17 protein-coding genes, 1 other RNA gene and 1 pseudogene are annotated in these 19792 nt (G+C 61.9%); 10 read left to right on the top strand and 9 right to left on the bottom strand.

Going from position 1 to position 19792, the window contains the following annotated elements; genetic code table 11:
- Window positions 1-296 precede the first annotated feature (296 nt).
- The 8 genes from ccoG (at window position 297) to NR126_RS16485 (ending at window position 8712) form a co-directional block, all read left to right on the top strand.
- Window positions 297-1712 carry a cytochrome c oxidase accessory protein CcoG gene (gene ccoG, locus NR126_RS16520; RefSeq protein WP_105754520.1) on the top strand — a complete coding sequence of 472 codons (1416 nt, stop codon included), beginning with the start codon at window positions 297-299 and terminating at the stop codon, window positions 1710-1712.
- A gap of 11 nt (window positions 1713-1723) precedes the next feature.
- Window positions 1724-2263, top strand: a complete 540-nt coding sequence (locus NR126_RS16515; RefSeq protein ID WP_027618002.1) for a FixH family protein — start codon at window positions 1724-1726, stop codon at window positions 2261-2263.
- Window positions 2264-2383: 120 nt separating this feature from the next.
- A complete protein-coding gene (locus NR126_RS16510) occupies window positions 2384-4831 on the top strand; it encodes a heavy metal translocating P-type ATPase (RefSeq protein WP_256830651.1) in 2448 nt (815 codons plus the stop codon).
- A 21-nt stretch (window positions 4832-4852) separates the two neighbouring features.
- Entirely contained in the window at window positions 4853-5080 is a 228-nt protein-coding gene (gene ccoS / locus NR126_RS16505; RefSeq protein ID WP_027618004.1) for a cbb3-type cytochrome oxidase assembly protein CcoS, read from the top strand.
- Window positions 5073-5756: a sulfite exporter TauE/SafE family protein gene (locus NR126_RS16500; RefSeq protein ID WP_027618005.1), complete on the top strand. Its 684-nt coding sequence runs from the start codon at window positions 5073-5075 to the stop codon at window positions 5754-5756. Before ccoS ends, NR126_RS16500 begins: the two co-directional genes overlap by 8 nt.
- Window positions 5757-5855: 99 nt before the next feature.
- Window positions 5856-7238 (top strand): oxygen-independent coproporphyrinogen III oxidase, encoded by a 1383-nt coding sequence (hemN, locus tag NR126_RS16495; protein ID WP_256830649.1) that lies wholly within the window; start codon window positions 5856-5858, stop codon window positions 7236-7238.
- A gap of 112 nt (window positions 7239-7350) precedes the next feature.
- On the top strand, window positions 7351-8085 hold the full coding sequence (gene fnr, locus NR126_RS16490) for a fumarate/nitrate reduction transcriptional regulator Fnr (RefSeq protein WP_027618007.1): 735 nt from the start codon (window positions 7351-7353) through the stop codon (window positions 8083-8085).
- Window positions 8086-8163: 78 nt separating this feature from the next.
- Complete coding sequence (locus NR126_RS16485; RefSeq protein ID WP_027618008.1) at window positions 8164-8712, top strand: adenine phosphoribosyltransferase; 549 nt, start codon at window positions 8164-8166, stop codon at window positions 8710-8712.
- Between the two features lie 167 nt (window positions 8713-8879).
- On the opposite strand, the gene NR126_RS16480 is transcribed toward NR126_RS16485, so the two are convergent.
- From NR126_RS16480 to dnaX, 5 genes are all read right to left on the bottom strand, one after another.
- Window positions 8880-10028 (bottom strand): acyl-CoA dehydrogenase family protein, encoded by a 1149-nt coding sequence (locus NR126_RS16480; RefSeq protein ID WP_256830647.1) that lies wholly within the window; start codon window positions 10026-10028, stop codon window positions 8880-8882.
- A 78-nt stretch (window positions 10029-10106) separates the two neighbouring features.
- Window positions 10107-10709: a recombination mediator RecR gene (gene recR, locus NR126_RS16475; protein WP_105754516.1), complete on the bottom strand. Its 603-nt coding sequence runs from the start codon at window positions 10707-10709 to the stop codon at window positions 10107-10109.
- Between the two features lie 76 nt (window positions 10710-10785).
- On the bottom strand, window positions 10786-11820 hold the full coding sequence (locus NR126_RS16470; protein ID WP_256830646.1) for an NADP-dependent oxidoreductase: 1035 nt from the start codon (window positions 11818-11820) through the stop codon (window positions 10786-10788).
- A gap of 166 nt (window positions 11821-11986) precedes the next feature.
- Window positions 11987-12325: a YbaB/EbfC family nucleoid-associated protein gene (locus NR126_RS16465; RefSeq protein ID WP_008028561.1), complete on the bottom strand. Its 339-nt coding sequence runs from the start codon at window positions 12323-12325 to the stop codon at window positions 11987-11989.
- Between the two features lie 65 nt (window positions 12326-12390).
- On the bottom strand, window positions 12391-14418 hold the full coding sequence (dnaX, locus tag NR126_RS16460; RefSeq protein ID WP_256830645.1) for a DNA polymerase III subunit gamma/tau: 2028 nt from the start codon (window positions 14416-14418) through the stop codon (window positions 12391-12393).
- 145 nt (window positions 14419-14563) lie between these two features.
- On the opposite strand from dnaX, the gene NR126_RS16455 reads away from it, so the two are divergent.
- Window positions 14564-15313 (top strand): ABC transporter substrate-binding protein, encoded by a 750-nt coding sequence (locus NR126_RS16455; RefSeq protein WP_027618013.1) that lies wholly within the window; start codon window positions 14564-14566, stop codon window positions 15311-15313.
- A gap of 11 nt (window positions 15314-15324) precedes the next feature.
- On the opposite strand, the pseudogene NR126_RS16450 reads toward NR126_RS16455, so the two are convergent.
- Window positions 15325-16230: pseudogene (locus NR126_RS16450) on the bottom strand (diguanylate cyclase domain-containing protein); the annotation flags it as partial.
- Window positions 16231-16623: 393 nt separating this feature from the next.
- Between NR126_RS16450 and NR126_RS16445 the strand changes: the two are divergent.
- Window positions 16624-16938, top strand: coding sequence for a helix-turn-helix domain-containing protein (locus tag NR126_RS16445; protein ID WP_027618014.1), 315 nt, complete (start codon window positions 16624-16626; stop codon window positions 16936-16938).
- A gap of 85 nt (window positions 16939-17023) precedes the next feature.
- Here the strand turns inward: NR126_RS16445 and NR126_RS16440 are convergent, their stop codons facing one another.
- The 3 genes from NR126_RS16440 to NR126_RS16430 form a co-directional block, all read right to left on the bottom strand.
- The gene (locus NR126_RS16440) at window positions 17024-18202 is read right to left on the bottom strand and encodes a GGDEF domain-containing protein (protein ID WP_256830644.1); all 1179 of its coding nucleotides are present in this window, start codon (window positions 18200-18202) and stop codon (window positions 17024-17026) included.
- 181 nt (window positions 18203-18383) lie between these two features.
- Window positions 18384-18480, bottom strand: an RNA gene (gene ffs, locus NR126_RS16435) — signal recognition particle sRNA small type.
- 125 nt (window positions 18481-18605) lie between these two features.
- Complete coding sequence (locus NR126_RS16430; RefSeq protein ID WP_027618016.1) at window positions 18606-19769, bottom strand: putative zinc-binding metallopeptidase; 1164 nt, start codon at window positions 19767-19769, stop codon at window positions 18606-18608.
- Window positions 19770-19792 lie beyond the last annotated feature (23 nt).

Raw genomic sequence — 19792 nt, 5'->3', positions numbered from 1 at the left:
CGGGACAGCCCCCTGACCCGATGCAATTAATTGCCGATATTTCAGGGTAATGGCGGCGCGCCACCTGCTGATCGCGAGAGTGGTGCCGGCAAAATCGTCCATACTGAACAAGTCAATTGACCTGCATCATGATTTGTTACATTTGCTACACCATTCAGGGCCTTCCCCCAACGCGACCAAAGGTCGCACCCTTGAGCTAGAGCTACAGGCGTATCATTAAGCCACTGCAATAGCCTTTTTGACCCCGGTTGGCACGTACTGACCGAGGCATTTTTCCACTGCCGTGGGATGCATCGATGAGCAATCAGATTCCTGTACACGACGTCACTCCGCCCGCCAAGAACGCGAACAACAGCGTCGACCTCTACGCCTCCCGGGAAAAAATCTACACCCGCGCCTTCACCGGTCTGTTCCGCAATTTGCGGATGATGGGCGGCGCCGGCCTGTTCCTGCTGTACTTTGGCACGGTCTGGCTCAATTGGGGTGGCCACCAGGCCGTCTGGTGGAACCTGCCGGAACGCAAATTCTTCATTTTTGGCGCGACATTCTGGCCCCAGGATTTCATCCTGCTGTCCGGCCTGCTGATCATCGCCGCCTTCGGCCTGTTCTTTATTACCGTGTACGCCGGACGCGTCTGGTGCGGCTATACCTGCCCGCAGAGTGTCTGGACCTGGATCTTCATGTGGTGCGAAAAAGTCACCGAAGGTGATCGCAACCAACGCATCAAGCTCGACAAAGCGCCGATGAGCGCCAACAAATTCCTGCGTAAACTCAGCAAACACTCGCTGTGGCTATTGATCGGCTTCGTCACCGGCATGACCTTTGTCGGTTATTTCTCGCCGATCCGCGAACTGGTGATCGAGTTTTTCACCGGGCAAGCCGATGGCTGGTCGTATTTCTGGGTCGGCTTCTTCACCCTCGCCACCTATGGCAACGCCGGCTGGCTGCGTGAGCAAGTGTGCATCTACATGTGTCCGTATGCGCGCTTCCAGAGCGTGATGTTCGACAAGGACACCCTGATCGTCTCCTACGACCCGCGCCGTGGCGAAGCCCGTGGTCCACGCAAGAAAGGCGTGGACTACAAGGCCCAGGGCCTGGGCGACTGCATCGATTGCACCATGTGCGTCCAGGTCTGCCCCACCGGGATCGATATTCGTGACGGCCTGCAGATCGAATGCATCGGCTGCGCGGCCTGCATCGACGCCTGCGACAGCATCATGGACAAGATGAACTACCCACGCGGGTTGATCAGCTACACCACCGAGCACAACCTGTCCGGGCAAAAAACCCATAAACTGCGCCCGCGCCTGATTGGCTACGCCCTGGTCCTGCTGGCGATGATCACCCTGCTGATCACCGCGTTCTTCATGCGCCCGCTGGTGGGTTTCGACGTCAGCAAGGACCGCGTGCTGTACCGCGAGAACGCCGAGGGGCGGATCGAGAACGTCTACAGCCTGAAAGTCATGAACAAGGATCAGCGCGACCACACCTACGTCCTCGAAGCCGCCGGCCTGCCGGACCTGCGACTGCAGGGCAAGCGCGAGATCAACGTCGGTGCCGGTGAGATTTTCAGCATGCCGGTCGAGCTGTCCAGTTCACCAGAACAATTGCCGTCGAGCACCAACGAGGTGAAATTCATCCTCCGCGATGCCGAAGACGACAGCGTCCACGTTGAAGCCAAGAGCCGATTCATCGGCCCACAAATTCGTTGAGAGAAGTCATCATGCCTGCAGCAAACGTCACCAGCCCCTGGTACAAGCACCTCTGGCCATGGATCATCATCGGCATCCTGGCCTGCTCGGTGACACTGACCCTATCGATGGTGACCATCGCGGTGAACAACCCGGACAACCTGGTCAACGACAACTACTACGAGGCCGGCAAAGGCATCAACCGCTCGCTCGACCGCGAGTTGCTGGCCCAGAACCTGCAATTGCGCGCCAACGTACACCTGGACGGCATGACGGGCGAAGTCACCCTGCACCTGACCGGCGACAGCCAGCCACAGACCCTGGAACTCAACCTGATCTCGCCGACCCAGCCGGAGAAGGACCGCAAGATCATCCTCACCCGCAGTGAAACCGAGCAAGGTCGCTACGTCGGCCAGGTCAACGACAAGGTTGAAGGCCGGCGTTTTGTCGAATTGCTGGGCAGCCAGGACGACCATATCTGGCGCATGTTCGAAGAAGAACAGGTCAGCCACGACAAGGACCTGCTGCTGGGCGATGAGCCGCTGCAAGGTGCTGAAGACCTGAAGCGGTAACCCTGCGCTTCGCGCATTCGCGAGCAGGCTCGCTCCCACAATGGATCTCCAGTGTCCAAGAAACAGGTGGGAGCGAGCCTGCTCGCGAAGAGGCCCTTGCGGACAACATAGATTTATCAGATGACCACCCCACTCCCCTGCTACCACTGCGCCCTGCCCGTCCCCTCCGGCAGCCGCTTCACCGCCGTCGTGCTCGGGGAGTCCCGCGAGTTCTGCTGCCCGGGTTGCCAGGCGGTGGCCGAAGCGATTGTCGCCGGCGGCCTGGACAGCTATTACCAGCACCGCAGCGAAGCCTCGGCCAATCCCGACGCCTTGCCAGTGCAACTGGTGGACGAACTGGCGCTGTACGATCGGGCCGATGTGCAGCAACCTTTCGTGCGTCATGAAGGCGACCTCGCCGAAACCACTTTATTGATGGAAGGTATCAGCTGCGCCGCCTGCGGCTGGTTGATCGAAAAACACCTGCGCAGCCTGCCCGCCGTGGCCGAGGCCCGGCTGAACCTGTCGAACCATCGCCTGCACGTGCGCTGGGCCGACAGCCAACTGCCCCTGAGCCAGGTGCTCAGCGAACTGCGGCACATCGGCTACGCCGCCCACCCTTATCAGGCCGACCGCGCCAGCGAGCAATTGGCCAGCGAAAACCGCCTGGCCTTGCGTCAACTGGGAGTCGCCGGGCTGCTGTGGTTCCAGGCGATGATGGCAACCATGGCCACCTGGCCGGAATTCAACATCGACCTCAGCCCGGAACTGCACGCCATCCTGCGCTGGGTCGCGCTGTTTCTCACCACACCCATCGTGTTCTACAGTTGCGCGCCGTTCTTCAAGGGCGCCATGCGCGATCTGCGCACCCGCCACCTGACCATGGATGTATCGGTCTCACTGGCCATCGGCGGCGCGTACCTGGCCGGCATCTGGACCTCGATCACCGGGGTCGGAGAACTCTACTTCGACGCGGTCGGCATGTTTGCGCTGTTCCTGCTGGCCGGTCGCTACCTCGAACGTCGCGCCCGCGAGCGCACCGCCGCGGCCACCGCGCAACTGGTCAACCTGCTGCCGGCGTCCTGCCTGCGTCTGGGAGCCGATGGTCAAGCCGAGCGGATCCTCCTCAGTGAACTGCGCCTGGGTGATCGAGTGCTGGTCCATCCCGGCGCAATCCTGCCGGCGGACGGCAAGATTCTCGAGGGCCAATCAAGCATTGATGAGTCGCTGCTGACCGGCGAATCCCTGCCACAAGCACGCGCCCGTGGCGATGCCGTGACCGCCGGCACGCTGAACGTCGAAGGCGCGTTGACCGTCGAAGTCCTCGCCCTGGGCCAGGACACCCGGCTGTCCGCCATCGTCCGCCTGCTGGACCGCGCCCAGGCGGAAAAGCCGCGACTGGCGGAAATCGCCGACAAGGCAGCGCAGTGGTTCCTGTTGCTGTCGCTGGTGGCCGCCGCTGCTATTGGCCTGCTGTGGTGGCAACTGGACGCCAGCCGCGCCTTCTGGATTGTTCTGGCGATGTTGGTCGCCACTTGCCCTTGCGCCCTGTCGCTGGCGACGCCGACCGCCCTGACCGCCGCCACCGGCACCCTGCACAAGCTCGGCCTGCTGCTGACCCGAGGCCATGTGCTCGAAGGCCTGAATCAGATCGACACAGTGATTTTCGACAAGACCGGCACGCTCACCGAGGGCCGCCTGGCGTTGCGTGCGATCAGGCCGCTGGCGGACCTCGACAGCGATCAGTGCCTGGCCCTCGCCGCCGCCCTGGAAAACCGCTCCGAACACCCGATTGCCCGCGCATTCGGTCGCGCTCCGCTGGCCGCCGACGAAGTCTTCAGCAGCCCCGGGCTGGGCCTTGAGGGTCAGGTCGGGACGCAACGCCTGCGCATTGGCCAGCCGGCCTTCGTCTGCGCCCTCAGCGGCTGCGCGGTGCCGGCAATGCCCGACGAGGCCGGCCAGTGGTTGCTCTTGGGCGATAGCAGTGGCCCCCTCGCCTGGCTGGTCCTCGACGATCGACTGCGGGCCGACGCGCCTGCCTTGCTCGCGGCCTGCAAGGCGCGGGGTTGGCGCACGCTGCTGCTGTCGGGCGACAGTTCGCCGATGGTCGCCAGTGTTGCCGCCGAGCTGGGCATAGACGAAGCCCGAGGCGGCCTGCGCCCGGACGACAAACTGCAGGTATTGCAGCAACTGCATCAACAGGGACGCAAAGTGTTGATGCTCGGTGACGGGGTCAACGACGTGCCGGTGCTGGCCGCCGCCGACATCAGCGTGGCCATGGGCTCGGCCACCGACCTGGCAAAAACCAGCGCCGATGCGGTGCTCTTGTCCAACCGCCTGGACGCGCTGGTACAGGCCTTCAGCCTGGCACGCCGGACCCGCCGGGTGATTATCGAGAACCTGCTGTGGGCCGGGCTGTACAATGGCCTGATGTTGCCGTTCGCCGCCCTCGGCTGGATCACTCCGGTGTGGGCCGCCGTCGGCATGTCCATCAGTTCGTTGACCGTGGTGCTCAATGCCTTGCGCCTGACCCGCCTGCCCAAGCAGGTTGCCAGCACCCCGACACAGACCCGCGCGTTGCCGGCCTGAGCCGCTCGCCATGGAGTACCGATGCCAGCACTCTACGTGATGATCCCGGCGGCGCTGCTGATTGTCGCCATCGCCATCTACATCTTCTTCTGGGCCGTCGACAGCGGCCAGTACGACGACCTCGACGGTCCGGCCCACAGCATTCTGTTCGACGACCAGGATCCGAACCACAAGGCGGCGATCAACGAGGCCGACGGCACGCCAACGCCGCCAGCCAACCCCCAAGACAAGACACCTCCCCATGCTTGAACTGGCGCCACTGCTGGTCTCGGCACTGATCCTCGGGCTGCTCGGTGGCGGCCATTGCCTGGGCATGTGCGGTGGCCTGATGGGCGCCCTGACCCTGGCGATTCCCAAGGAACAGCGCAGCCGGCGTTTTCGCCTGCTGCTGGCGTACAACCTGGGTCGAGTGCTCAGCTACGCCACTGCCGGCCTGCTGATTGGCCTGGCGGGCTGGGCAATGGCCAACAGTCCGGCGGCGCTGTTCATGCGAGTGCTGGCCGGCCTGCTGCTGATTGCCATGGGCCTGTACCTCGCGGGCTGGTGGAGCGGCTTGACCCGCATTGAAAGCCTCGGACGAGGTCTGTGGCGGCATATCCAGCCAATGGCCAACCGCCTGCTACCGGTTTCCAGCCTGCCTCGCGCCCTGCTGCTGGGCGCTCTGTGGGGCTGGCTGCCGTGCGGACTGGTCTACAGCACGCTGCTGTGGTCGGCCAGTCAGGGCAACGCCCTCGACAGCGCCTTGCTGATGCTCGCCTTCGGCCTCGGCACCTGGCCGGTATTGCTGGCCACCGGCCTCGCCGCCGAACGGGTCACGGCGCTGCTGCGCAAACGCAGCGTGCGCACGAGCGGCGGCCTACTGGTCATCCTGTTCGGCCTTTGGACCCTGCCTGGGCCGCACCAGCACTGGCTGATGGGGCACTAGACGCCGGCAGGCCCATGTCAGCGTTGATACAAATCAACATGCCCCGCCGGGCATCCCCCTAGACTGGCGCCATTGCCAGCCTCTCCGGGAAATGCCCGCATGCTCGACACCATTCGTTGGGACACCGATCTGATCCGCCGCTACGACCTCGCGGGCCCCCGCTACACCTCCTACCCGACAGCGGTGCAATTCCACAGCCAGGTCGGCAGCTTCGACCTGTTGCACGCCCTGCGTGACAGCCGCAAGGCCCAGCGCCCGTTGTCGCTGTACGTGCACCTGCCGTTCTGCGCGAACATTTGCTATTACTGCGCCTGCAACAAAGTCATCACCAAGGACCGAGGCCGGGCCCTGCCCTACCTTCAACGCCTGGAGCAGGAGATCCAGTTGATCGCCTGCCACCTCGACCCCGGACAGACCGTCGAACAACTGCACCTCGGCGGTGGCACCCCGACTTTCCTCAGCCACGACGAACTGCGCCAACTGATGGCGCAACTGCGCAAACATTTCAATTTGCTGGAGGGCGACTCCGGGGACTACGGTATCGAGATCGACCCACGGGAAGCCGATTGGTCAACCATGGGGCTTTTACGCGAACTGGGCTTCAACCGGGTCAGCATCGGCCTGCAGGACCTCGACCCGGCCGTGCAACGTGCCGTCAATCGCCTGCAGAGCCTGGACGAAACCCGTGCCGTGATCGACGCCGCGCGCACCCTGCAGTTTCGCTCAATCAACATCGACCTGATCTACGGCCTGCCCAAACAGACCGCAGAGAATTTTGCCCGCACCGTCGAAGAAGTCATCAGCCTGCAACCGGACCGGCTCTCGGTCTTCAACTACGCCCATCTCCCTGAGCGGTTCATGCCGCAGCGGCGCATCAACAGCCAGGACTTGCCCAGCCCTGCGGAAAAACTGCAGATGCTGCAGCGCACCATCGAACAATTGACCGCCGCCGGATATCGCTACATCGGCATGGACCACTTTGCCCTGCCCGATGACGACCTGGCCATTGCCCAGGAGGAGTCGACCCTGCAACGCAACTTTCAGGGCTACACCACCCATGGTCATTGCGACCTGATCGGCCTCGGCGTATCGGCCATCAGCCAGATCGGTGATCTGTACTGCCAGAACAGCAGTGACCTGACCGAATACCAAAACGCCTTGGCCAGCTCGCAACTGGGCACCAGCCGCGGCCTGATCTGCAATCAGGATGACCGGATTCGTCGTGAGGTCATTCAGCAACTCATCTGCAATTTCCGCCTCGACTTCGCTCATATCGAACACCGCTTCAATCTGGATTTTCGCGGCTACTTCGCAGAACTTTGGCCCCAATTGATGGCCATGGCCGATGACGGCCTTATTTCGCTCGACAGTCAGCGCATTGAGGTATTGCCGGCGGGACGGCTGCTGGTGCGCTCGGTGTGCATGGTGTTTGACGCGTATTTGGAACAACAGAATCGCCAGCGCTTCTCGCGGGTAATTTGACCCTTTTATTTTCCCCGGATGGCCTGCGCCATAATGCCGCGCACTGGTCTGATGGTCCTCACGTGGGTTACCCTTACACCTTATGTGTGTTCTTCCCACAAGGATCTAAGAAATGTCCGAGCCAGTTAAGCTGCGCGCTCACAGCCAGGCCCATTGCAAGGATTGCAGCCTGGCCCCCCTCTGCCTTCCGCTTTCGCTGAATCTGGAAGACATGGATGCGCTGGACGACATCGTTAAACGCGGTCGACCGCTGAAAAAAGGCGAATTTCTGTTTCGTCAGGGCGACAAGTTCGACTCAGTGTTTGCCGTACGCTCAGGTGCACTGAAGACCTTCAGCCTCAGCGACACTGGCGAGGAGCAAATCACTGGCTTCCATTTGCCGAGCGAGCTGGTCGGCCTGTCGGGGATGGACACCGAGACCCATCCGGTGTCGGCCCAGGCCCTGGAAACCACCTCCGTGTGCGAAATCCCCTTCGAGCGCCTCGACGAACTGGCCCTGCAACTGCCGCAATTGCGTCGTCAGTTGATGCGGGTGATGAGTCGGGAGATTCGCGACGATCAACAAATGATGCTGCTGCTGTCGAAGAAAACCGCTGACGAACGCATCGCCACATTCCTGGTCAACCTATCCGCGCGTTTCCGAGCCCGCGGCTTCTCGGCCAACCAGTTCCGCCTGGCCATGTCACGCAACGAAATCGGCAATTATCTGGGCCTGGCGGTGGAAACCGTGTCGCGCGTGTTTACCCGCTTCCAGCAGAACGAGCTGCTCGCCGCCGAAGGCAAGGAAGTGCATATCCTTGACCCGATCCAGCTGTGCGCACTGGCCGGCGGCTCCGTCGAAGGCTGATGCCGTGCACGCGGCCGGGCGAACCTGCCCGGCCGCCGTTATACTCCTGCGTTTGCAGCCTGCCAGGACATCTCGACGATGCTCATCGACACTTTCGACATCAAATCCCTGATCCGCCCCGTGATCGACTTCCCCAAACCAGGCGTGATTTTCCGTGACATCACCCCGTTGTTCCAGTCGCCCAAGGCCCTGCGCCTGGTGATGGACAGCTTTGCCCATCGTTATGTCGAAGCCGAGTTCACCCACATTGGCGCCATGGATGCCCGCGGTTTCCTGATCGGCTCAGTGCTCGCCTACCAGTTGAATAAGCCCCTGGTGTTGTTCCGCAAGCAGGGCAAACTGCCAGCGGACGTGCTGGCCGAGGGTTACCAGACCGAGTACGGCGAAGCCTTCCTCGAAGTCCACGCCGACAGCCTGTGCGAAGGCGACTCGGTGCTGATGTTCGATGACCTGATCGCCACCGGCGGCACCCTGATCGCCGCCGCCAACCTGGCACGGCGCATGGGCGCGAAAATTTTCGAAGCGGCGGCGATCATCGACCTGCCGGAACTCGGCGGCTCGCAGCGCCTGGAAGACATGGGCATCCCGACCTTCTGCCTGACGCAGTTTGGGTTGTCCGAACAGTAGGCGGTGTCGGTCCTGGCGCTATCGCGAGCAGGCTCGCTCCACACAGATTTGGGGGTGACTGCGATATCTGCGCCTGTGGAGAGAGAATCTGCTTGGGTGGTGACCTCTGGGCCGACCGGGATTTGGATATGTACTCCGCCTCCCCCCAGAGGCCGCCATAGCGCAATCTACAGCCCCATCTGCTTGCTGATGATCTCGTTCATCACCTCCCGCGTGCCGCCGCCGATCGACAGGATGCGGTTATCGCGGTACAGACGTTCAACCAGACTGTCACGCATGTAACCCATTCCGCCGAGGATCTGCACCGCGTCGTGGGTGATGCGGTCGGCGGTGTCGGTGGCGAAGTTCTTGGCCATGGAAATTTCCTTGATCACACTCTTGCCGGCGGCCATTTTCGCCGCCTGGCGATAGGTGAACTCGCGGGAGACTTCCAGCGCCGTGGCCATTTCCGCCAGGCGATGCTTGAGCACCTGGAACTTGCCGATCGGTTTGCCGAAGGCTTCGCGCTGGCGCGCCCAATTCAGGCTCTCTTCCAGCGCGAGTTGGGCGGTCATGTTAGCCATGAGGGCCAGGGCCAGGCGCTCACTCTGGAAGTTGCCCATGATGCAGGCAAAGCCCATGTTCTCGGCGCCGATCAGGTGCTCCACCGGCACCCGGCAATCGTCAAAAAACAGCTCAGCGGTGTCCGAAGCCCACCAGCCCATTTTTTTCAGCGAGCGCCCGACGGTGAATCCGGGCGTGTCCTTCTCGATCAGTAACAGGCTGATGCCGCCAAAACCGGGCTCGCCGGTGCGCACCGCGACTGTGTAGAAATCCGCGCGCACGCCGCTGGTGATAAAGGTTTTGCTGCCGTTGACCCGGTAGTGGTCGCCGTCGCGCACAGCGCGGGTCTTCAAGTTGGCGACGTCGGAGCCGCCGCTGGGTTCGGTCACCGCCAGGGCACTGATTTTTTCGCCGCTCAGCACTTGGGGCACGACGCGCTCACGCACCTGGGCACGCGCCCATTTGAGGATCGGTGGCAAAGCGATATCCAGCGACCCCAGCCCGGCGACCAGTCCGCCCGATCCGCAGCGCATCAGTTCCTCGCTGGCCGCGACCTTGGCAAACAGGTCGCCTTCATGGCTGCCCCCCAGGGCTTCGGGGTAACCGATGCCAAGGATCCCGGCGGCGCCGGCCTTGCGGTAGAGCTCGCGAGGAAAGCTCTCAGCCTCTTCCCACTGCGCAATGTCGGGCAATATTTCGCGCTCGACGAAGCGTCTTACGCTATCGCGGATACATTCATGGCTGGGATCGAAGTATTCCTGAAAGGCAGGCATCGGCGAACTCCACTGAAGGGTTCAGCGAAGTTAACCGAGCGCTTGCTTGGTTTTCAACCGAATTGTGCGTACAGCCCCTTAGAGGGAAATCGGTTTGCGCCCTGCAAACGAATGCGCCAGGGTGCCGCCGTCCACCAGTTCCAGTTCGCCACCCAAGGGCACGCCATGGGCGATACGCGAGGTGATCAGGCCCTTGTTGCTGAGCAGTTGGGCGATGTAGTGGGCCGTGGCTTCACCTTCCACCGTCGGGTTGGTGGCCAGGATGACTTCTGTAAAGGTACCCGCCGCTTCGATGCGCGCCAACAGCTGCGGAATGCCGATGGCCTCCGGCCCCAGACCGTCAAGCGGCGACAAATGCCCCTTGAGCACGAAGTAGCGACCACGAAAGCCGGTCTGCTCGACGGCATAGACGTCCATCGGGCCTTCCACCACACACAGCAGGCTGTCGTCGCGTCGACTGTCTGAACACTGCGGGCACAGGTCGTCTTCGGTCAGCGTCCGGCACAGGCGGCAATGCCCGACCCCTTCCATCGCCTGGCTCAGGGCCGAAGCCAGTCTTGAACCACCGCTGCGGTCGCGTTCGAGCAGTTGCAACGCCATGCGCTGGGCGGTTTTCTGACCCACGCCTGGCAAGGTGCGCAGGGCGTCGATCAGTTGGCGAATCAAAGGGCTGAAGCTCATGGGGAAAGGTCCGACAAAACAACGAGACGCGGTTTATACCCGCGCCTCTGGCCAGCGTCAAATGCTCATGTTCGGCTCAGTCATTGGCAACCCGCACCACCAGCTTGCCGAAGTTGCGCCCCTCCAGCAGCCCGATAAACGCCTCAGGCGCCTGCTCCAAACCGTCGGCCACGTCCTCGCGAAATTTCACCTTGCCCTCACGCACCCACGGCGCCATGGCCTTGAAGAATTCCGAGTGACGATCACCGTAGTCGTCAAACACGATAAAGCCCTGCATTCGCACGCGCTTGGTCAGCAAAGTACGCTGCAGCAGCGGCATGCGATCGGGGCCCGCCGGGGCCTCAGTGGCGTTGTACTGGGCAATCAAGCCACAGACCGGAATCCGTGCCCTGGGCTTGAGCAATGGCAGCACCGCATCGAACACCTTGCCGCCGACGTTCTCGAAATAGATATCGATGCCGTCGCCGCAGGCCCGGGCCAATTGCTCGGCAAAGTCCTCTGCCTTGTGGTCGAGACAGGCATCGAAGCCCAGCTCATCCACCACGTAGCGGCATTTATCGGCGCCGCCAGCCACGCCAATCACGTTCAGGCCCTTGATCTTCGCCACCTGCCCCACCACCGACCCCACGGCCCCGGAGGCCGCCGCCACCACCAGGGTTTCTCCGGCCTGGGGCTGACCGATGTCCATCAGGCCCATGTAGGCAGTCATCCCCGGCATGCCGAGCACACCCAGCGCCATGGACGGGCTGGGCAACCCCGACGGCAGCGGAATCAGCGCCCGGCCATCGCTGATGCTGTGGCTCTGCCAGCCCGTGGCACCCACCACCAGGTCGCCCTCCTGGAACTTCGGATTCAGCGAGCGCTCGACCCGACTGACAGCGCCACCGGTCATTACTTCACCGATCTCCACCGGCGCCGCGTAGGACGGTGCGTCACTCATGCGACCGCGCATGTAAGGATCGAGCGACAGGTACAGGGTCTTGAGCAACACCTGGCCCTCGGCCAGGTCCGGCAGGGCTTCACGCTCCAGGCGAAAGTTCTCCGGGGTCGGCGCACCGACCGGCCGGGAAGCCAGTACGATTCGTTGGTTGAGGGTCAGTTCGTCAGGCATGTCAGCGTCTCCTTGAGCGATGGATTCAGGGGTATAGGAGCAGACCGCGGGACACCGCAGGTGTTCGATGTTTCGCTGGCCGTGGTGACCAGGCGGGCGCCGGAAACAAAAATGCCAGGCGGGTTGCCTGGCATTTCTTGTAGTCCATCTGCCGCGCTGATGCGAATCAGAATGGCAGTTTCATGCCCGGCGGCAGTTGCATGCCAGCGGTCATGCCGGACATTTTGTCCTGGCTGTTGGCTTCGATCTTGCGCACGGCATCGTTGACGGCCGCAGCGAACACCGCCTCGAGCATCTCTTTGTCGTCTTCGCTCAGGCCTTCAACCAGGCTTGGGTCAATGGTCACGCGCTTGACGTCGTGACGACCAGTCATTACCACGGTGACCATATCGCCACCGGCTTTACCGGTGACTTCGGCGTTGGCCAGCTCTTCCTGCATCTTGGCCATTTTTTCCTGCATCTGCTGCGCCTGCTTCATCAGGCCGGCCATGCCACCTTTCATCATGGGAATCACCTCAAAGTACGTGGATCAAAACGGCGCTCGGCCAGTGGGCCGAACGCCTTCAGTTATTAACCCTGGGTGACCAGGGCCTCGACAGGTTCAATAGTATCGTTACGGATCACCGCACCGAACTGCTGCATCATTTGCTGGATGAACGGATCACCGTGGATCGAATCCTCAGCCTCGCGCTGGCGATCGGCACGGCGCCGCGACGCCGCCTGGGCCGGGGTTTCCTGCTCCGGCTTGATCAGCTCGATGGTCAGCGTCAGGGTGCGCTGGTGATACTGGTTCAGCGCATCGTTGAGCCGGCGCTGTTGGGTCGCATTGAACAGGGCACTATGCGCCGGGTCCAGGTGCAGCAGCCAATGGTCGCCATCGACGGCAATCAGCGTGCAGTTGGCGGCAATGCTCCCGGTCATCCCGGAAATCGGCAGTTTGGCGAACAGTTCCAGCCATTGCAGGGCCAGGCCCGTCGCCGGCATCGCAGCGGGTTCCGGTTCCGGCTCGGGCGCAGGTTCGGCAGCGTGCTCGCTGGCCAGTTCATCCAGGTAGCTGTAGGCCGAATCCATGTCCGGCTCGATGTAATCCTCATCCAGCGGTGGCTCGTCGTCCAGGTCCATGCCTGGCGTGGCGGCGTCGACTTCGGCCACGGACGGCTCGGGAATCGGCGCGGCGGCCCATTCCGGTGCGTCGGGGACCACGCTGTCGGGTACTGGCACGGGCATCGGCGTCAGGTCCGGCTGCTCGGCGACGGTCTCCAGCACAGGCTCGTCCTGCACCGGGATCGGATCGTTCCACGGCAGGTCGACGACCTCCTCCGCCACCACCGGCGCAGGCTCCACTTCGGCGACCACAGCCGGCGTCTCAGGCTGCGGCACGGGGGCCACGGGCGGCGCTGCTGAAGGTGCAGGCGGCACTACGCGCTGCGGGACCGCCACTGATTGAGCGGAATCAACTGTGGCCTGGCTGATCCCCACTGGCTTTAGTGGCTGTCTCGGCGCATCGGCGGTGTCCGCCGGGCGGAAAGCCAGCATCCGCAGCAGGACCATCTCGAAGCCGCCACGGGGGTCTGGCGCCAAGGGCAAGTCGCGGCGCCCGATCAAGCCCATCTGGTAATAGAACTGCACGTCTTCGGCGGGCAGGGCCTGGGCCAGCGCCAACACCCGGTCACGGTCGCCGTGGCCGTTGTCGACGCCTTCCGGCAACGCCTGAGCAATCGCCACCCGATGCAACACGTTGAGGATTTCCGAGAGCACGCCGTTCCAGTCCGGGCCCTGCTCGGCCAAATGGCGTACTGCCTCAAGCAGCGCCTTGGCGTCGCCTTCGATCAACGCATGCAGGACATCGTAGACCTGGCCATGATCCAGGGTGCCGAGCATCGCCCGCACATCGGCAGCCATCACCTTGCCTTCACCGAAGGCGATCGCCTGGTCGGTCAGGCTCATGGCATCACGCATCGAGCCGTCGGCCGCGCGACCGAGCAACCACAGCGCGTCGTCTTCGAACGGCACATTCTCGACACCCAGGACGTGGGTCAAATGCTCGACCACCCGTTCCGGCGTCATGTTCTTCAGAGAGAACTGCAGGCACCGCGACAAAATCGTTGCAGGAAGTTTCTGCGGGTCGGTGGTCGCCAGGATGAACTTGACGTACGGTGGCGGCTCTTCGAGGGTTTTCAGCAGCGCATTGAAGGAATGGCTGGAGAGCATGTGCACTTCGTCGATCAGGTAGACCTTGAAGCGCCCACGGCTCGGCGCGTACTGCACGTTGTCGAGCAGCTCCCGGGTGTCCTCGACCTTGGTCCGGCTCGCGGCGTCGATTTCGATCAGGTCGACGAAGCGCCCTTCGTCGATTTCCCGGCACACCGAGCAGGTGCCACAAGGCATCGACGTGATGCCTGTTTCACAGTTCAGGCATTTGGCTATGATCCGCGCAATGGTGGTCTTGCCCACGCCGCGCGTACCGGTGAACAGATAGGCGTGGTGCAGCCGCTGGCTGTCCAAGGCATTGATCAGAGCCTTGAGCACATGGGTCTGGCCGACCATTTCGCGGAACGAGCGCGGACGCCATTTACGTGCAAGAACCTGATAACTCATCGAAAACCGTCGCGACTGGGAAACAGAAGCCGGTAATGCTAGCGGAGCAAGGGCAAAATTGCATCCGGTGTGCTTGGCTAATCTGGCTAAGCTGGTGTTCGGGGGGCGTTTTAATCGGCGTCTGGCAGTATTTGTTGGAGACTGTATGCGTTCAGCCTTGGGGGCTTTGATGTTATTCAGCGCCAGCACGATCGCGGCGCCGACGCCACTGCGTTTCGCCATCACCGACAGTTGGACGATGCCCATGGTGCAGATCGAACAGGGTCGTCCGACCCAGGGCATCCTCCACGATGCGATGCTCAGCCTGGCAACCCAGGTGGGCATGCCTGCCGAATTTCATGTCCTCGCTCGCGCCCGGGTGCAAAACGCCATGGAGCACGGCGAAGTCGACATCCGTTGTTATGCCGCGCAATCCTGGCTGCCCAACCAATCCGGCGACTATATCTGGAGTGTTCCCCTGTGGTTTCAACGCGACCTGCTGCTAAGCAGCCAGGCCAGCCACGCGCCGGTGACGCTCGCCCAGTTGGCGCCGCAGAGTATCGGCACCGTGCTGGGCTACGACTACCCTGCCCTGCAACCGCTCTTCGACAGCGGCCAATTGCGACGCGATGACGCACGCAACCAGCAGCAAGTCCTGCAAAAACTGCGGGCCGGGCGCACGCACTATGCCGTCAGCAATCAATGGACACTGGAATGGTTCAACCAGAAACTGCCGCCCGAGCGGCAGATGAGCGCCGTCGCGGTACTCCAGGAAAACCACCTCGGCTGCTACCTGCGCAATGATCCTGCCCTGCCGGTACAACGGATTCTGCGCACCTTGTTGAAGATGAAAATGTCCGGGGAGATCGACGCCATCATCCAGCTGTACACCGGCACGCCACCGACGCAGCCCTAGACGCCAGACCGACGGTGGGTCGCCTTGACCTCGTGATCACGGCGCACATCGAAAAAATGAAAGCGATTGCGCCCGCTTTGCTTGGCCACGTACATCGCCTGGTCGGCGTGACGCAGCAGGGTATCGGCATCTTCGTTGTCGAACGGAAACTGGGTAACGCCAATACTGGCGCAGACCTGGACCTCATGCCCGAGGATCGAATACGGAGACGAAATCGCCCCGAGTATGCGGTTGAGCACCCCGCGCAACTCGGCGATATCGTATACATAGCGCAAGATCAGCACGAACTCGTCGCCGGCCAACCGTGCCACTACATCTTCGCTGCGCACCATGCTGCGCAGGCGCTTGGCGACCTCGACCAATAGCAAGTCACCGCTGGCATGGCCATAGCCGTCATTCACCGCCTTGAAGCCATCGAGGTCGAGCATGCACACCGCCAGGGGCACTTCTTCGATTCGCGAGCCCTCAAGCGCCTGATTCAACAAGTCGGAAAGGAACGCCCGATTGGGCAGCCCGGTCAGTACGTCATGCCCCACCCGCCACTGCAGTGCGTGCAGCAGCCGGCGCTTTTCACTGGCATCAAAGGCAATCGACAGATAACGATGGACCCGCCCGGACACCGGCTCCAGCACCGGCAACAGGGTGCAGTCGATCCAATACAGGCTGCCGTCCTTGGCACGATTGCAGATTTCACCCTTCCAGACGTTGCCCAAGGCAATGGTGCGCCACAATGTGGCGAAGAATTCCGCCGGGTGCAGGCCGGAATTAACCAAGCGATGGTCGGCGCCCAGCAGCTCGTCTCGCCGATAGCCGGAAACACTGCAGAATTGATCGTTGACGTAGGTAATCCGGCCATCGAGGTCGGTTTCGCAGAACAAGGCAGCGGCATCCACTGCCTTGCGGTATTTCTCATCCATGAGTCTGGCCCGTTGTGGCTAGCGGTCGTAAGGTTCGACCAGTGCGCAACGCCCGGAAGAGGTGTGTAAGCGGGAACAGGATTGCCCGGCAGCGGGTGAAATCAGATGCACATCAACACTCCATGAACGGCGGGTGATGGCCCACGAATAGCCAAAGAACAACTAGTCTTAGCGACCTCGTACCCGCCTTACGCGACGCCTCGATCGGCGAAATCGCGGCCGATGATGGCCGTTTCATATCGTCTCAACCCCGATATTCAGGTGCCGAAATACCCGTAAGAAAGCGCGATTCTACGAAATACATCACATTTTGCAAGACAAGGTGATGAATCATGCAGTTGTGCAATGCCAAAATCTATCGTTAAGTTCTTGATTCTAAATGGGAATTGAGCGATGCAGATTTCAAGTTTGGGTCCAGCCATCAAACGCTATCGCAAGGTAGCGGGGCTCACTCAGGCTGAACTCGGCGAAAAAACCGGTTTTGACCCCAAAACCATCAGCCGCTTCGAAACCGGCACCTATACCCCCAGCGTGGAAGCACTGTTCACGCTTGCCAGCGCTCTGGGAGTGAAGCTCAAGGTATTTTTCGCCGATTATGGCGACGAAGACGAACAGCGAGCCTATCTATTCGGTGTCATACACAAAGCCCCCCCAAAGGATCTGGGAAAGCTGATCGCAGCGGTTGATCACGCCTTGTCCAAGCCTTAGAGCCGGTTACAGAACACAGCAGTGGCAACGCCCGACGTTGCCACTGCTGTGTTGCGCGCGCGATAAAAACCCTGGGTAGCGCCGCTCAACCGGCGGAGAGCGACGCATGAGCGCCACGGGTGCGATCCACCAGGCGGATTCGGTCGCGACCGCTGCGCTTGGACTCATACAAAGCCGAGTCGCCCTGCTCAATCAAGGAGGCGAGACTGGCGGGTGGCTGGTCGAACAGGCTTGCGCCCATGCTCAGGGTGACCGGCTCAGGGGTCACGAACGCTTGCTCGGCGGCGTGCTGGAACTGCTTGCGCAGCGCTTCGCCCAGGCCGACAACCTTATCGTTCGAGGCGTCGTTCAACAGGATCACGAACTCATCGCCACCCAAGCGGGCGACCAATGCCCCCTCGGGCAATACCCCACGAATCAACTCGCTGAGGGTGACCAGCAGGCGATCCCCGGCGGTATGCCCATACAGGTCATTCACCAGTTTGAAGTTATCGATATCGATCAACAGCACCGCACCCGGATGCGTCGCAGAGACCGAGCCCAGCAGGCGCGGCGCCCGCACCTCGAGGGCCCGCCGGTTGTACAGCGCGGTCAGCGGATCACGCGCCGCCAGGCGGGCGATCTGCCGCTCCCGCCGGTAGCGCTCGGTGCCGGTCATCGACAGCGCGATCAACATGATTGCTATCGCCCCCTCGACCAGCGAAATCTGAATGATCTCGCCGCGAAAGGCCGCCAGATCAATAAGGGTGCCAGGAATGACCGCGGTCATGGCTTTGATCAAATAGAAAAGCCCATGACCCAGCAGCACGTAGCGCAACTGCACCGCACCAATACTCAACGACCGGCCATGGGGCCGCAGCAACAAGCTGGCCCGCATCATCAGCACGGCAACCAGCAGGGAGTTGGCCATCAGCATGATCTTCGACCACGACGGCTCATTCGGCAGCAACAGCAGGCCCAGCCAAAGCAGGAAAATCAGATACCAGCCACGAGACAGCCGCTGCTGGGTAAACCGCGCCACTCCCAGCAGGAACAACCAGTGAGCAACGATCAGCAAGCCGTTGGCGAACCAGATACCGATCAGCAAAAAGCCATTGACCCGCAGCAGGGCCAGGGTCGAACCCACGGAAATCGTCGCAAAGCCCGCACTCCACAACAGCAGCGACGACTCCCCAATAATCCGCCACTCGATCGCCAGATACAGCGCAGCTGCGCCGGCAAGGGCAATTGAAAGCATCAATAGCGTGGGGGGATCGAGCGCCATGGGAGACTGCCTGGGAGAAATCGGCTGATAGGCCGCGAGTGTAAGCGTTTGCCAGGGATTTTCGCAGCAGAAGCGCTTCAGTTGAGCGATCGGAAACGACGAATAGCGCACAGAGCGCTGACAATTTGAAATTTTTTCGAGGAGCGCCCTGAGAACTCAAGGACTTAGAGATAGGTGGTAACCCCACCAGCCACACCCCGGCACACAATGTTCCCGCTGTGGCTGCTTCCTTCCGGATCTGACCAGGTTCACGGGTAATCGTTGCGGGGGGACCGATGGGGTCACCATAACGACACTCGCCAGTCGGCGAGCCGCGCCATTGTACCTATCTGCGACGAAGTTACAACCGTTCACGCAGATTAAAAAACATGAGTCCGTTCAATGACCTGCGATAGCCCCGGTTTCATTGCACGAGCACCTCGTCAGCCCTGCCGCCCTGCTCCTGAATCACCAGGTGGATGAAATGCAATTTGCCGATGACGGCGGGCGATAGGACGAAGGGGTAGAAGTCTGGCTGCCCCATGCTGCGCGACAGTTCGTTGAGCATGCCAGCCAGTTCGATCCAGGCATTGACGAAGGCGAGGAACGCCGGTGCACTGGGGTCCTGCGGATCGTAGAGCACGTTCAAAGGGAAGGGTTGATAGTCGAGGTCCATTTCCCGCGCGCTCATGCCGAAACCCAGGGCTGTGTCGAGGGCATCCATCATGTGCAGGTAATGCGCCCAGGTTTCCGCCCAGTCCTCCCAGGGATGCATGCTGGCATAGGCGCTGACATGCCGTTCCGGCCACCCCAGGGGCGCACCCTGACGATAATGGCGTTGCATCGCTTGAGCGTAGTTGTCGCGCTCGTCGCCGAATAAACGGCGAAAGTCATCGAGCCACGGACCGCCAGCGATCAGCCGATCCCAATAGTAGTGGCCGACTTCATGACGAAAATGCCCGAGCAAGGTGCGATAGGGCTCGTGCATCTGCAGTCGGACCTGCTCGCGGTGCGCATCGTCGGCCTCGCGGATATCCAGGGTGATCAGGCCGGCGGCGTGGCCGGTGGTAGGCAACTGGCCCTCAAGGTCGACACCGACAAAATCAAAGGCCAAGCCGCGTTCGGCGTCGGCATACTTGCCCATCACCGGTAAACCCAGGCCAAGTAACTGCGCCACCAGTCGCCGCTTGGCGGTCTCGACCTTGCGCCACAGCTCATGGTTTTGCCGGATCGACAGGTCGGGGATGGTCTGGTTCAGGCTGCAGGCCAGGCAATGCGCGCCGGGATCCGCGAGCGGCACCAGCCAATTGCAGGCCGCCGGGGTATCGAGGTTGGCGCAACGGCGAAATAGCCCGGCGTCCGCTCGCGCATCGAGCAGCCAGGTGCCCGGCTCAATACCCGCCTGTAACGACGAAACGCAGGCATGTCCAGGCGCATAGCCCAGCACCGCCGAACAGGCCAGGCACTGGCTGTTGCGAAAAAACACCGCCTGCCCGCAACGACACTGCCAGACCTTGCTGTCGCGCGGGCTTGCGCCGATGAAGGGTGCGGCAATACGCGAGCTGAGTTGTTCGAAGAAGCGCTGCATGACGATCTCTCCCGGGGCACCCA

Origin of the sequence: Pseudomonas sp. Pse1 (assembly GCF_024519635.1) — a bacterium.
In the GTDB taxonomy this organism is placed as follows: Bacteria; Pseudomonadota; Gammaproteobacteria; order Pseudomonadales; family Pseudomonadaceae; genus Aquipseudomonas.
This window is presented reverse-complemented; position numbering and strand designations above follow the sequence as displayed.

Coding starts and splice junctions, on each gene's coding strand:
- NR126_RS16455 (WP_027618013.1), top strand. CDS start 14,564: ATGCGTTCAGCCTTGGGGGCTTTGATGTTATTCAGCGCCAGCACGATC.
- NR126_RS16480 (WP_256830647.1), bottom strand. CDS start 10,028: ATGCCTGCCTTTCAGGAATACTTCGATCCCAGCCATGAATGTATCCGC.
- NR126_RS16470 (WP_256830646.1), bottom strand. CDS start 11,820: ATGCCTGACGAACTGACCCTCAACCAACGAATCGTACTGGCTTCCCGG.
- NR126_RS16485 (WP_027618008.1), top strand. CDS start 8,164: ATGCTCATCGACACTTTCGACATCAAATCCCTGATCCGCCCCGTGATC.
- fnr (WP_027618007.1), top strand. CDS start 7,351: ATGTCCGAGCCAGTTAAGCTGCGCGCTCACAGCCAGGCCCATTGCAAG.
- NR126_RS16440 (WP_256830644.1), bottom strand. CDS start 18,202: ATGGCGCTCGATCCCCCCACGCTATTGATGCTTTCAATTGCCCTTGCC.
- NR126_RS16465 (WP_008028561.1), bottom strand. CDS start 12,325: ATGATGAAAGGTGGCATGGCCGGCCTGATGAAGCAGGCGCAGCAGATG.
- NR126_RS16510 (WP_256830651.1), top strand. CDS start 2,384: ATGACCACCCCACTCCCCTGCTACCACTGCGCCCTGCCCGTCCCCTCC.
- NR126_RS16430 (WP_027618016.1), bottom strand. CDS start 19,769: ATGCAGCGCTTCTTCGAACAACTCAGCTCGCGTATTGCCGCACCCTTC.
- NR126_RS16445 (WP_027618014.1), top strand. CDS start 16,624: ATGCAGATTTCAAGTTTGGGTCCAGCCATCAAACGCTATCGCAAGGTA.
- hemN (WP_256830649.1), top strand. CDS start 5,856: ATGCTCGACACCATTCGTTGGGACACCGATCTGATCCGCCGCTACGAC.
- NR126_RS16515 (WP_027618002.1), top strand. CDS start 1,724: ATGCCTGCAGCAAACGTCACCAGCCCCTGGTACAAGCACCTCTGGCCA.
- ccoG (WP_105754520.1), top strand. CDS start 297: ATGAGCAATCAGATTCCTGTACACGACGTCACTCCGCCCGCCAAGAAC.
- ccoS (WP_027618004.1), top strand. CDS start 4,853: ATGCCAGCACTCTACGTGATGATCCCGGCGGCGCTGCTGATTGTCGCC.
- NR126_RS16500 (WP_027618005.1), top strand. CDS start 5,073: ATGCTTGAACTGGCGCCACTGCTGGTCTCGGCACTGATCCTCGGGCTG.
- recR (WP_105754516.1), bottom strand. CDS start 10,709: ATGAGCTTCAGCCCTTTGATTCGCCAACTGATCGACGCCCTGCGCACC.
- dnaX (WP_256830645.1), bottom strand. CDS start 14,418: ATGAGTTATCAGGTTCTTGCACGTAAATGGCGTCCGCGCTCGTTCCGC.